Source organism: Streptococcus infantis (genome assembly GCF_047463315.1).
Taxonomy (GTDB): domain Bacteria; phylum Bacillota; class Bacilli; order Lactobacillales; family Streptococcaceae; genus Streptococcus; species Streptococcus infantis_AB.
In genome coordinates, this window is sequence record NZ_JASHEB010000005.1 from 68,919 (window position 1) to 80,525 (window position 11,607).

Below are 11,607 nucleotides of genomic sequence, written 5' to 3' on the forward strand. Positions count from 1 at the left end.
ATTCCTACGGTAAACGATTAGTGTTTACCGTATTTTTTATCCATGTTTCAAGATAATTATCTCGATTTAATTCAATTTGTTTTTGTACAAAACGAATATCATAATCTGCTAAATCTATATTTTCTATAACTTCATTTGTAAGAATATTAAAAGTTCCGATTAATTCTTTATCATCATACATTTTTAGAACTGGGATATTCTGTTCTATATCTGATTCAGATTCTGATATTTCTAAAATAGTTTTACCAAATTCTTTAAGCATTTTATTTCCTTTTCTATTTTTTTTTATTATATCACATTTAAAATTTATCAAATTAGTTGATATGGTTATTTTTTGTTATAATCTATATAAAAGGGGGTTCTAAAATGAAAAATGTTCAAGTAAGAAAAGTTATTGATAAGTGTTCAAAGTCCGTTGGTGGATTAGAAGAAATGTTTGATGATGGAGAGTACACAACTGAAGAAGAATTCCTTAAAAGTTATGAGTATGTCGAAACAAATGACGAGGGTCATGAAATATGGCATTTAAAACCACATATTCAAAAACAGATTAAAGATAAGTATGGGTTATAGGAAAAATTATATTTTTGTTGTTAAATTGTTGTTAAAGCAAAATAAAAAGCCTTAGAAATATTGATTTCTAGGCTTTTTTTAGCTCATTAACTCTATTCCCACTCAACGGTTGCAGGTGGTTTACTTGTAATATCGTAGACGATGCGGTTGACGTGGTCGACTTCGTTTACGATACGAACTGAGATTTTTTGGAGAACTTCCCAAGGAATCTTAGCGAAGTCAGCTGTCATTCCGTCGATAGAAGTGATGGCACGGATAGCGATGGTATAGTCATAAGTACGTCCATCTCCCATAACACCTACGGAACGAACGCCAGTGTTAACAGTGAAGTATTGCCAGATATCGCGGTCAAGACCTGCTTTGGCAATTTCTTCACGAAGGATAGCGTCTGATTCACGAACTGTTTCCAATTTTTCTTCAGTGATTTCACCCATGACACGGATAGCAAGTCCTGGTCCTGGGAATGGTTGGCGCCATACGATGTGGTCTGGCATTCCAAGTTCAGTACCAAGTGCACGAACTTCGTCCTTGTAAAGAGTGTTGAGTGGCTCGATCAGTTCAAACTGCATGTCTTCTGGAAGTCCACCAACGTTGTGGTGAGACTTGATAGTTTGAGCAGTATCCGTACCAGACTCAATCACGTCTGTATAAAGAGTTCCTTGAGCAAGGAATTTCACGTCTGTTAGTTTGCTTGCCTCATCGTCAAAGACATAGACAAATTCGTTACCGATAATCTTACGTTTTTGTTCAGGATCAGATACACCAGCCAATTTATCAAGGAAACGTTTGGCAGCATCTGCCTTAACGATGTTCAATCCAAACTTACCACCAAGCATATCCATAACTTGATCAGCTTCCCCTTTACGGAGAAGACCGTGGTCTACAAAGATACAGATCAATTGATCCCCGATGGCTTTTTGGAGAAGAACCCCAACAACAGAAGAGTCAACACCACCAGAAAGTCCGAGAAGAACACGTTTATCTCCAACTTTTTCACGGATTTGTTTGATTTGCATCTCGATGAAGTTATCCATAGTCCAGTCACCTTTGGCACCACAGATATTTAAAGCAAAGTTTCGCAAAATATCATAACCGTGAACTGAGTGGCGAACTTCTGGGTGGAATTGGATACCGTAGATTTTCTTATCAGGGTTTTCAATAGATGCATAAGGACAGTCAGCTGATGTACCAGTACGAATGAAATCAGCAGGAATTTCTGTAACAGCATCTCCGTGGCTCATCAAGACAAGTTGTTCTTCTGGAGTTCCAGCAAAAAGAGCAGATTCTGTATGAGTCAATGTTGATTGACCGTATTCACGGTTACCAGCATCGCCTGCAGGAACAACCTTACCTCCAAGCTTGTGAGTCAATAGCTGCATACCGTAGCAAATTCCCAAAATCGGAATACCGAGTTCGAAAATTTCTGGGTCAATATCAAATGATCCTTCTTCGTAAACAGAGTTTGGACCACCTGAAAGTACAATCCCGATAGGATTGATAGCACGGACTTCGTCAGCCGAAATCTTGTGACTTTTTAGTTCTGAAAAGACACCAATCTCACGGATACGACGTGAGATGAGTTGGTTGTACTGGCTACCATAGTCCAGTACGATGATCTTTTCGACATCTTGCAAATCAGTTGAAATGTTGCTCATCTTTTCCCTTTCTTCAAAGAAATATCTTCTTGAATATTCTATCATAAAAGGGTTAGAATTACCAACCAAACAAGTGCGGTTTGACTTTTCCCTATGAGTTACGGTACAATGGAAAAAATAAAGAAAAGAAGTGATCAAGCATGTTACCAGCTTATATGAAAATCCACGACCAAATCAAGAAAGACATTGATGAGGGAAGTTGGAAAATTGGGGAAAGACTTCCAAGTGAGCGAGATCTGGCAGAAGAATTTGCCGTTAGCCGCATGACCTTACGTCAAGCAATCTCTCTTTTGGTTGAAGAAGGGGTTTTGGAACGACGTGTAGGTAGTGGGACCTTTGTTTCAAGCACACGTGTTCAGGAAAGAATGCGTGGAACAACTAGTTTTACGGAGATTGTTAAAGCTCAAGGGAAAACTCCGTCTAGTCACTTGATTTCTTATCGTCGAACCATTCCAAATGAGCAAGAAGTGGCTAAACTAGGTTTACTGCCAACTGATAACATCATTCGTATGGAGCGTGTTCGCTATGCTGACAAAGTCCCTGTTGTCTATGAAGTGGCGTCGATTCCCGAGAAATTTATCAAAAATTTCAAAAAAGAAGAAGTAACCAAGCACTTCTTTCAAACCTTGCAAGAGCATGGTTATCGAATTGGTAAATCTCACCAGACCATATACGCACGTTTAGCCAAAGAAAAGATAGCTCATTACTTAGAAGTTGAAAAAGGGCATGCTATTTTAGGTTTGACTCAGGTTTCATACTTTGATGATGGTACAGCTTTTGAGTATGTAAAGAGTCAATACGTCGGAGAACGGTTTGAATTTTATCTAGAAAATAATTAGTTTATAACATCACTCTTAAAGTAGAAACTCATCTACTTTAAGAGTTTTTATTTGGTTAAGATTAGAAAACATTTTCCTAGTAAGAAAAATAGCAATCATACGAGTATTTTTCAAAGATTCGTGTTATAATAGTTAGGTTATATGGTCCCGATAAGGTGGTGGGATTGATTGTAAATACTCTTCCTACCAGTTCTTTGTAACTCTATAACGAATATTTTTTAAGGGGGGACATTTTTATGTCAGAACGTAAATTATTCACGTCTGAATCTGTATCTGAGGGGCATCCAGATAAGATTGCAGACCAAATTTCAGATGCTATCTTGGATGCTATTTTAGAGCAAGATCCAGAGGCACACGTTGCCGCTGAAACAGCTGTTTATACTGGTTCAGTACATGTTTTCGGTGAAATTTCAACGACAGCTTATGTCGATATTAACCGCGTGGTACGTGATACGATTGCAGAGATTGGCTATACCAATACGGAGTATGGTTTTTCAGCGGAGACGGTGGGAGTTCACCCATCATTGGTAGAACAATCTCCTGATATCGCCCAAGGTGTTAATGAAGCCTTAGAAGTTCGTGGAAATGCTGATCAAGATCCACTTGATTTGATTGGTGCTGGAGACCAAGGTCTCATGTTTGGTTTTGCAGTGAATGAGACAGAAGAACTCATGCCATTGCCAATTTCTTTGAGCCACAAGTTGGTTCGTCGTTTGGCAGAGCTTCGTAAGTCTGGTGAAATTAGCTACCTTCGTCCAGACGCCAAATCTCAAGTTACTGTTGAATATGATGAAAATGACCAGCCAGTGCGCGTGGACACTGTCGTTATTTCAACTCAACACGATCCAGAAGTCAGCAATGAACAAATCCATGAGGATGTGATTAACAAGGTTATCAAGGAAGTGATTCCAGCTTCTTACCTGGATGATGAGACTAAATTCTTTATCAATCCAACTGGTCGTTTCGTTATCGGAGGACCTCAAGGAGACTCAGGTTTGACGGGTCGTAAGATCATCGTAGATACTTATGGTGGTTACTCACGTCACGGTGGTGGTGCCTTCTCTGGTAAGGATGCCACTAAGGTTGACCGTTCAGCTTCTTATGCAGCTCGTTACATTGCAAAAAACATTGTTGCTGCAGGTCTTGCTAAGAAAGCAGAAGTGCAATTAGCTTATGCCATTGGTGTAGCTCAACCTGTATCTGTCCGTATTGATACTTTTGGTACAGGAACAGTAGCTGAAAGTAAACTTGAAAAAGCAGCGCGTCAAATCTTTGACCTTCGTCCTGCAGGAATCATCCAAATGCTGGACCTCAAACGTCCGATCTACCGTCAAACAGCGGCTTATGGACATATGGGACGTACAGATATTGATCTTCCATGGGAACGCTTGGATAAAGTAGAAGCCTTGAAAGAAGCCGTTAAGTAAACTAAAAAAAGATTGGTCCTTAGACCAATCTTTTTTATGTTTAAAATTAGTTATCCAGGATTTTTACAAAAGCCCAGTTTCCAATAGATTTTGTTCCGTATTCTAACATCATCGAATCTAGTAATTCATACTTGTTTTTTTCATAGAAGCAAACATTTTTTTCAGTACTAGTAATCAAGCCCAAGCGTTTGCAGCCTTTGGATTTAAGATAAGGTTCAACACCTTCTTGTAGAAAAGCACTCCCGATTCCTTGGTTTTGGATTGAAGAGTTGACTCCTAGCATCATCAAGTACCAATCAAAGTTCCCAGATTTTTTCAAATGTTGTTCAGAGCGATCAACTAAATCTAGATACTTCAAGAGATTGCGGGGGGTAATAAAGCGGAAAAGCTTGATAATACCATTCAACAGATAAGATAGGATGGAAAAATCCTTTTGTTGTAAAAGTGCGATAGCCAGGATTTCCCCATCTCGTTCAGCAACTAGACAAGTCTCTCCTTTGATGTAAAGTCTGGTCAAAAGGCTATACAACAATTCTAAGAATGCTGGGTAATATTCTGGTTTTTTTAAATCATCTTTGATAAGAGTCATGAAAGGGTAGTCCATAAAGGCACCAGCCAACACTTTTCCAATTTTTTGATATTCATCTAGCCTGGCTTCTCTGTATACTATTTCTTTCATATCAAACTCCTTCATTAAAATCTCTCTATCTATTATAACGAAATTTCTCACATTTTTCGATTGAAATGTGAAATTTTCACAAAAAAGCTTTATTCACAATAATTTATTTAAAGATATAAACAAGAAAAGGTATTAAAAAACCCCGCAGTTTTAACTGTAGGGTAGATTAATTCTATTTTGTAGGGATTGAAATCTCAATCAATTTATCAGAATAGAGGGTTTTAATATTTGCCTTATCAATAGCCTGTTGATCAATTTTACGACTGAGGAAAAATTCTTTGATTATTTCCATTTCTTTTTCACGGATTGCCCGATGTTTATTGGAAATGAGGATTTCGTAATGAAGTGGAGCCTGAGTAAAAATAACATCTGTATTTCCCGCAGAATAAACCTCTACAAGCGTTGCGTCGGTGCTTTCTAGCTGACTTTTAACAAGTTGCGAGTGTGAATTTGTAGTATTGATAAGCTTCATAGGGGTTCCTCCTGTATTTCTATGTCTATTATAGCACTTTTTGGGAAATTTGGTAAAGATAGTTTAAATTTGATGTTGTTTTTTCCAAGCTTCAATCGCCCATTTGTGACTTCCGCGTTTTAAGTTAGCAATAGCTTCCTCGATTGGGAACCAAGCTAAGTGATTGAAGTCCTCGAGAGGTTTTTGGATTTCTTGATAAGAAGTAGCTTCATAGAGATAAGCTGGATTGTAGTAATAGGTATCACGATGTCTAGAATAAAAATATTCATCAGCTTGCCCGTAGTAGGTACCGATTTCAGCTGTAAATCCTAATTCTTCAATCAACTCTCGTTTGAGAGCTTCGAGATGGTTTTCACCTTCTTCAATTTCGCCCCCTGGTAAGAACCATGCACCATTTGGAGCTTGTACGAGGATAATCTTTTCATGGTTTGCATCAGGTATGACCGCATAAACGCCATATCTATTTTTGTAGGTTACTCCCTCTTTTTTTTCTCCAAATGTTGGATTTGCCATAAAGTTCTCCTTCGTGGGTGCGCTTTCTTTCTATAATAGTAAAGAATGCTCTCACTGTCAAGTAAGAACATTCTTTTGTATGTGAGGAACTAGTCGTTTGACTCGACTGTTTCCGTTTTATTTTTGGACTTAATCACGATTTTACCTTTACTTGTCATGACTGCCTTGAGGTCTTTTTCACTTGGATTTTCAAGGTAGTAGTCCGTAATCGCATCTTCGATATAGTCTTGAATCGTACGACGGAGTGGACGAGCTCCCATTTTTGGATCGTAACCAAGGTCTACAAGTTTTTCTTTAACCTTATCTGTTACATCTAAATGGATGTTATTGCTTGAGAGTCGTTTATTCACATCATCCAACATGAGGTCAACGATTTGAAGGAGATTTTCCTTGCTGAGAGCCTTAAATTCAATAATACCATCAAAGCGGTTCATGAATTCTGGACTAAAGAAGTTGCCTAATTCTCCAAGGACAGAGTTGGTACGACCTTCTCTAGCTGCACCAAATCCAACGCTTGCTTCAGCTTTTCCTGTACCTGCATTTGAGGTCATGATAATGATGGCATCCTTAAAGCTAACAGTTCGACCTTGACCATCCGTTAAACGGCCATCATCCAATACTTGAAGGAACATATGCATGACATCTGGATGGGCCTTTTCAACTTCGTCTAGTAAAATAAGTGAATAAGGATTACGACGAACTTTTTCAGTCAATTGTCCTGCTTCATCATAACCGACGTATCCTGGAGGGGCACCGACGAGTTTGGCAACGCTATGTTTTTCCATGTATTCACTCATATCAAAGCGAATCATGCTATCAGCAGAACCAAAAAGCTCGATAGCTAGTTGTTTAGAAAGTTCTGTCTTACCGACACCAGTAGGACCAACAAAGAGGAAGCTACCGATTGGACGGTTTGGTGTTCCGAGCCCAACACGGTTACGGCGAATAGCCTTAGCAATCTTATCAACTGCATCATCTTGGCCAATAACATGAGCCTTGAGGTCGTCTGCTAGGTTGATCAGTTGAGACTGTTCTTTTTCTTTAAGGTCGCCAACTGGAATATTGGTCTTTTGTTCAATGATGTGTTCAATCGTCTTTTCACTGATGATTGGAGTATCCTGATCCGTTACCTTTGTCTTTTGCATTTCCTTATATTTGGCAATCTGATCACGGAAGTAGGCGGCTTTTTCAAAATCTTCGTCACGAGTTGCTTGAGCCTTGAGATTTTCCGCTTCGATTAAGCGTTGGTCGATAACCTTTGGATCCACAAAATTCAAGGTTAAGTTCATTTTTGAACCAGCTTCATCTAAAAGGTCAATAGCCTTATCTGGCAAGAAACGATCTTGGATGTAGCGATTAGAAAGAGTAGCAGCGGCTTCGATAGCTCCGTCAGTATAATGAACGTGGTGGTAATCTTCGTATTTCTTTTGAATACCTTTAAGAATAATAATGGTCTCTTCCACAGTTGGTTCATCAACTTTGACAGGTTGCATACGGCGCTCAAGGGCAGCATCTTTTTCGATGATGCGGTATTCATTGAGAGTAGTAGCACCCACTAACTGAAGTTCGCCACGAGATAGAGCTGGTTTGAGGATATTGCCTGCATCCATATTCCCGTCACCAGCAGAACCTGCACCGACAATCTCGTGAATTTCATCGATAAAGAGGATGACATCTTTGCGCTCACGAATTTCTTCCATGAGTTTTTGCATGCGTTCTTCGAACTGTCCACGAATTCCTGTGCCTTGAACAAGACTCACGACATCTAGGCGGATGACTTCTTTCCCTTGAAGTTTGTGGGGAACATCACCATCAACAATTTTCTGTGCTAAGCCTTCGACAACTGCTGTCTTACCAACACCAGGCTCCCCAATCAGTACTGGGTTGTTTTTAGTTCTGCGGTTGAGGATTTCAATGACACGGATGATTTCTTCGTCACGGCCGATAACTGGGTCGACATTTCCACGACGGGCAATCTCGGTAATATTGATACCATACTCATCCAAGAGTCCTTTTTCTTGACTAGGAGGAGGTGTTTGAGCTGGTCCACGATTTTGAGAACCATAACCCCCATTACCACCGTAACCGCCACCTGACTGGGTTGGAGGAACATTATTATTAGAAGAAGGTCTAAAGTTGTTCAGGTCGTTGAAGAAGTCTCCAAATGGATCAAAATCACGATTGTTTAAATCTGTAATGCCTTTGAACAAGCTATTGTTAGGATCTGTTTTGATAATTTTGTAGCAATTTTGGCAAAGATCGATTTGCTTTTGTTGCCCATTCAGATTAGTGTAAAGATGGATCGTTGAGTCATTGATTTTACAATTTTGACAGAGCATACCTCTACCTCGTTTCTTTCTTGGCTTTGACTAAAATAGAAAGGTCAAAAATAGTCAAAGTGCTTTAGTCTCATTATATCATGATTAAAGGGGAAAGCAAGCAAAAAGATTGCTTGTTACAATTAAACATTCCAGGCAATTCTTACTAGACTTTAGTGATAAAAATAAAAATCCCATTTGTCATGCAAAAAGGATTTTCATTGGTCAAAGCAGGAGTATTCTCCAGCCCATATTCAACTATTAGTATAAAAGTTCGTAGATTTCCATCGCAATGAGGTCGATGCTGTCAAATGTATAGGTTTCACGAGCTTCAACGTCACGAAGTGTAAAGAGTGGTCCGTTTTCTTCGTCGTAGTTAAAAGCAACCTCTGCGACAACAACTCCTTCGCGTTCAAAGTTACGTTTTAAGTTACCACCATCTTTTGTCATTGCTTCTAAGCGATTGATGATTCTAACCAAATGTGATTCCATTTTGATTCTCCTCCATTTCTTATCTTTACTATTTTACCATAAACAGACTCCACTTGACTAGAAAAAAACTAAGATTTCTCGCTATTTCTATCGTCTTTGAAAATTTATTGAAAATATTAGGAGAAAATGTTGAATTTTTATGCAAAATATGTTATCCTTATACAAGTTTTGAGTTTAAATATTAAAAATAGAAAGTAGAGTATCCATGAATTTTTCTTTTTTACCGAAATATCTACCGTATTTTAACTATGGTGCCGTTGTAACAATTATCATATCTATCTTGGTGGTCTTCTTGGGGACCATTCTAGGAGTGCTGCTGGCCTTTGCACAACGTTCGAAGATTAAACCACTTGCTTGGTTTGCTAATCTATATATCTGGGTCTTCCGTGGGACACCGATGATGGTGCAGATTATGATTGCTTTTGCCCTGATGCATATTAGTGCTCCAACGATTCAAATTGGGATTTTAGATGTTGATCTTACTCGTTTGATCCCAGGGATTATCATTATCTCTATGAATAGTGGTGCCTATGTATCAGAAACAGTTCGTGCTGGGATTAATGCAGTGCCAAAAGGACAACTAGAAGCAGCCTATTCACTAGGGATTCGCCCTAAAAATGCTATGCGCTATGTCATTTTACCACAGGCTATCAAGAATATTTTACCAGCCTTGGGGAATGAGTTTATTACCATTATCAAGGATAGCTCGCTCTTGTCAGCTATCGGGGTTATGGAGTTGTGGAATGGAGCTACTACGGTGTCAACAACCACATACTTACCTTTAACTCCACTTCTATTCGCAGCCTTTTACTACTTGATTATGACCTCTATCTTGACGCTGGCCTTGAAAGCTTTTGAAAATCGTATGGGACAAGGAGATAAAAAATAATGACTGAAACACTTATAAAAATTGAAAACCTTCATAAAAGTTTTGGAAAAAATGAAGTTTTAAAAGGGATTGATCTTGAAATTAAAAAAGGGGAAGTAGTGGTCATTATTGGACCATCTGGTAGCGGTAAGTCAACCCTCCTTCGCTCTATGAATCTCCTCGAAGAAGCGACAAAAGGCAAGGTTATTTTTGAAGGTGTTGACATTACGGATAAGAAAAACGACCTCTTTGCTATGCGTGAAAAGATGGGAATGGTTTTCCAACAATTCAATCTCTTCCCAAATATGACAGTTATGGAAAACATTACACTTTCTCCAATTAAGACTAAGGGAGAAAGTAAGGAAGTGGCTGAAAAGAGAGCGCATGAGCTCTTGGAGAAGGTTGGTTTGCCAGATAAGGCTGATGCCTATCCACAAAGTTTGTCTGGAGGTCAGCAACAACGTATTGCTATCGCGCGTGGTCTTGCCATGGAACCAGATGTCCTACTCTTTGATGAACCGACTTCTGCCCTAGACCCAGAAATGGTAGGGGAAGTACTAGCAGTTATGCAAGAACTTGCCAAGTCAGGTATGACCATGGTCATCGTAACACATGAGATGGGCTTTGCTCGAGAGGTGGCAGATCGTGTCATCTTTATGGCTGACGGTGTAGTTGTCGAGGATGGAACACCTGAGCAAATTTTTGATCAAACACAAGAACAAAGAACCAAGGATTTCTTGAGTAAGGTTTTGTAAGAATATGATGAAAAGCTCCAAGAGGGCTTTTTCTTATAGTTTCAGACTATAGGGTATCTTAGGTAAGAAGTGTTAGAAGGTCGAGCGATATTTTGTTATAATAGAGGATATTTGTTAGAAAAGAGAAAATACATGACACAGATTATTGATGGGAAGGCTTTAGCAGCCAAGCTACAAGGACAACTGGCTGAAAAAACAGCTAAACTAAAAGAAGAGACAGGCTTGGTGCCTGGCTTAGTTGTCATTTTAGTCGGAGAAAATCCAGCCAGCCAAGTTTACGTTCGTAACAAGGAACGTTCAGCTATCGCAGCGGGCTTCCAAAGTGAAGTTGTACGTGTTCCGGAGACCATTACTCAAGAGGAATTGTTGGAGTTGATTGCCAAATACAACCAAGATCCAGCATGGCATGGGATTTTGGTCCAGCTTCCATTACCAAAACACATCGATGAAGAAGCTATTTTACTAGCTATTGATCCAGAAAAGGATGTGGATGGTTTCCATCCTCTCAACATGGGACGCCTCTGGTCTGGTCATCCAGTTATGATTCCTTCAACACCTGCAGGAATTATGGAAATGTTTCATGAATATGGGATTGACTTAGAAGGTAAAAATGCGGTCGTAATTGGTCGTTCCAATATTGTCGGGAAACCCATGGCTCAGTTGCTGTTGGCTAAAAATGCAACTGTAACCTTGACCCACTCTCGCACCCACAATCTAGCCCAAGTAGCTTCTAAAGCCGACATTTTGGTCGTAGCTATCGGTCGTGCTAAGTTCGTGACTGCTGATTTTGTCAAACCTGGGGCAGTTGTTATTGATGTGGGGATGAACCGAGATGAAAATGGCAAACTCTGTGGAGATGTTGACTATGATGCTGTTGCACCAGTCGCTAGCCATATCACACCTGTACCTGGTGGAGTAGGACCTATGACCATTACTATGCTGATGGAGCAGACTTATCAGGCGGCTTTAAGAACGCTGGATAAAGATTAATCATCTCTGTAATTATTAATAGAACT

At 39.4% G+C, this 11,607-nt stretch carries 13 protein-coding genes; 6 read left to right on the forward strand and 7 right to left on the reverse strand.

The window, feature by feature from the left end; translation table 11 throughout:
* Positions 1 to 4: 4 nt before the first annotated feature.
* Positions 5 to 262: a hypothetical protein gene (locus tag QM857_RS06550; RefSeq protein ID WP_247932918.1), complete on the reverse strand. Its 258-nt coding sequence runs from the start codon at positions 260 to 262 to the stop codon at positions 5 to 7.
* 104 nt (positions 263 to 366) lie between these two features.
* Here QM857_RS06550 and QM857_RS06555 point away from each other — a divergent pair, with 104 nt between their 5' ends.
* Positions 367 to 573, forward strand: coding sequence for a hypothetical protein (locus tag QM857_RS06555; RefSeq protein WP_414275448.1), 207 nt, complete (start codon positions 367 to 369; stop codon positions 571 to 573).
* 92 nt (positions 574 to 665) lie between these two features.
* On the opposite strand, the gene guaA is transcribed toward QM857_RS06555, so the two are convergent.
* The gene (gene guaA, locus QM857_RS06560; protein WP_414275449.1) at positions 666 to 2,228 is read right to left on the reverse strand and encodes a glutamine-hydrolyzing GMP synthase; all 1,563 of its coding nucleotides are present in this window, start codon (positions 2,226 to 2,228) and stop codon (positions 666 to 668) included.
* A 140-nt stretch (positions 2,229 to 2,368) separates the two neighbouring features.
* Between guaA and QM857_RS06565 the strand changes: the two genes are divergently transcribed.
* Both QM857_RS06565 and metK read left to right on the forward strand, forming a co-directional pair.
* On the forward strand, positions 2,369 to 3,067 hold the full coding sequence (locus tag QM857_RS06565) for a GntR family transcriptional regulator (protein WP_024054207.1): 699 nt from the start codon (positions 2,369 to 2,371) through the stop codon (positions 3,065 to 3,067).
* Positions 3,068 to 3,303: 236 nt separating this feature from the next.
* A complete protein-coding gene (gene metK, locus QM857_RS06570; protein WP_414275450.1) occupies positions 3,304 to 4,494 on the forward strand; it encodes a methionine adenosyltransferase in 1,191 nt (396 codons plus the stop codon).
* A gap of 46 nt (positions 4,495 to 4,540) precedes the next feature.
* On the opposite strand, the gene QM857_RS06575 is transcribed toward metK, so the two are convergent.
* The 5 genes from QM857_RS06575 to QM857_RS06595 all read right to left on the reverse strand — a co-directional run bounded on the left by QM857_RS06575 (position 4,541) and on the right by QM857_RS06595 (position 8,968).
* Positions 4,541 to 5,173 (reverse strand): GNAT family N-acetyltransferase, encoded by a 633-nt coding sequence (locus QM857_RS06575; protein ID WP_247922170.1) that lies wholly within the window; start codon positions 5,171 to 5,173, stop codon positions 4,541 to 4,543.
* A gap of 172 nt (positions 5,174 to 5,345) precedes the next feature.
* Entirely contained in the window at positions 5,346 to 5,645 is a 300-nt protein-coding gene (locus QM857_RS06580; RefSeq protein ID WP_414275451.1) for a DUF1827 family protein, read from the reverse strand.
* A gap of 63 nt (positions 5,646 to 5,708) precedes the next feature.
* Positions 5,709 to 6,158 carry an NUDIX hydrolase gene (locus QM857_RS06585; protein ID WP_414275452.1) on the reverse strand — a complete coding sequence of 150 codons (450 nt, stop codon included), beginning with the start codon at positions 6,156 to 6,158 and terminating at the stop codon, positions 5,709 to 5,711.
* An 89-nt stretch (positions 6,159 to 6,247) separates the two neighbouring features.
* Entirely contained in the window at positions 6,248 to 8,497 is a 2,250-nt protein-coding gene (locus QM857_RS06590; RefSeq protein ID WP_414275453.1) for an AAA family ATPase, read from the reverse strand.
* Between the two features lie 240 nt (positions 8,498 to 8,737).
* Positions 8,738 to 8,968 carry a DUF1797 family protein gene (locus QM857_RS06595; RefSeq protein WP_178894753.1) on the reverse strand — a complete coding sequence of 77 codons (231 nt, stop codon included), beginning with the start codon at positions 8,966 to 8,968 and terminating at the stop codon, positions 8,738 to 8,740.
* A 205-nt stretch (positions 8,969 to 9,173) separates the two neighbouring features.
* On the opposite strand from QM857_RS06595, the gene QM857_RS06600 reads away from it, so the two are divergent.
* From QM857_RS06600 to QM857_RS06610, 3 genes are all read left to right on the forward strand, one after another.
* A complete protein-coding gene (locus tag QM857_RS06600; protein ID WP_178894754.1) occupies positions 9,174 to 9,857 on the forward strand; it encodes an amino acid ABC transporter permease in 684 nt (227 codons plus the stop codon).
* Positions 9,857 to 10,591 carry an amino acid ABC transporter ATP-binding protein gene (locus QM857_RS06605; RefSeq protein WP_178894755.1) on the forward strand — a complete coding sequence of 245 codons (735 nt, stop codon included), beginning with the start codon at positions 9,857 to 9,859 and terminating at the stop codon, positions 10,589 to 10,591. The genes QM857_RS06600 and QM857_RS06605 overlap by 1 nt, the downstream gene beginning before the upstream one ends.
* 132 nt (positions 10,592 to 10,723) lie before the next feature.
* A complete protein-coding gene (locus QM857_RS06610) occupies positions 10,724 to 11,581 on the forward strand; it encodes a bifunctional methylenetetrahydrofolate dehydrogenase/methenyltetrahydrofolate cyclohydrolase (protein ID WP_414275454.1) in 858 nt (285 codons plus the stop codon).
* Positions 11,582 to 11,607 lie beyond the last annotated feature (26 nt).

Excerpts from the sequence above, each read along its gene's own strand:
- QM857_RS06585 (WP_414275452.1), bottom strand. The coding sequence starts at position 6,158 with ATGGCAAATCCAACATTTGGAGAAAAAAAAGAGGGAGTAACCTACAAA.
- QM857_RS06575 (WP_247922170.1), bottom strand. The coding sequence starts at position 5,173 with ATGAAAGAAATAGTATACAGAGAAGCCAGGCTAGATGAATATCAAAAA.
- QM857_RS06565 (WP_024054207.1), top strand. The coding sequence starts at position 2,369 with ATGTTACCAGCTTATATGAAAATCCACGACCAAATCAAGAAAGACATT.
- metK (WP_414275450.1), top strand. The coding sequence starts at position 3,304 with ATGTCAGAACGTAAATTATTCACGTCTGAATCTGTATCTGAGGGGCAT.
- QM857_RS06590 (WP_414275453.1), bottom strand. The coding sequence starts at position 8,497 with ATGCTCTGTCAAAATTGTAAAATCAATGACTCAACGATCCATCTTTAC.
- QM857_RS06600 (WP_178894754.1), top strand. The coding sequence starts at position 9,174 with ATGAATTTTTCTTTTTTACCGAAATATCTACCGTATTTTAACTATGGT.
- QM857_RS06550 (WP_247932918.1), bottom strand. The coding sequence starts at position 262 with ATGCTTAAAGAATTTGGTAAAACTATTTTAGAAATATCAGAATCTGAA.
- guaA (WP_414275449.1), bottom strand. The coding sequence starts at position 2,228 with ATGAGCAACATTTCAACTGATTTGCAAGATGTCGAAAAGATCATCGTA.
- QM857_RS06555 (WP_414275448.1), top strand. The coding sequence starts at position 367 with ATGAAAAATGTTCAAGTAAGAAAAGTTATTGATAAGTGTTCAAAGTCC.
- QM857_RS06595 (WP_178894753.1), bottom strand. The coding sequence starts at position 8,968 with ATGGAATCACATTTGGTTAGAATCATCAATCGCTTAGAAGCAATGACA.
- QM857_RS06580 (WP_414275451.1), bottom strand. The coding sequence starts at position 5,645 with ATGAAGCTTATCAATACTACAAATTCACACTCGCAACTTGTTAAAAGT.
- QM857_RS06610 (WP_414275454.1), top strand. The coding sequence starts at position 10,724 with ATGACACAGATTATTGATGGGAAGGCTTTAGCAGCCAAGCTACAAGGA.
- QM857_RS06605 (WP_178894755.1), top strand. The coding sequence starts at position 9,857 with ATGACTGAAACACTTATAAAAATTGAAAACCTTCATAAAAGTTTTGGA.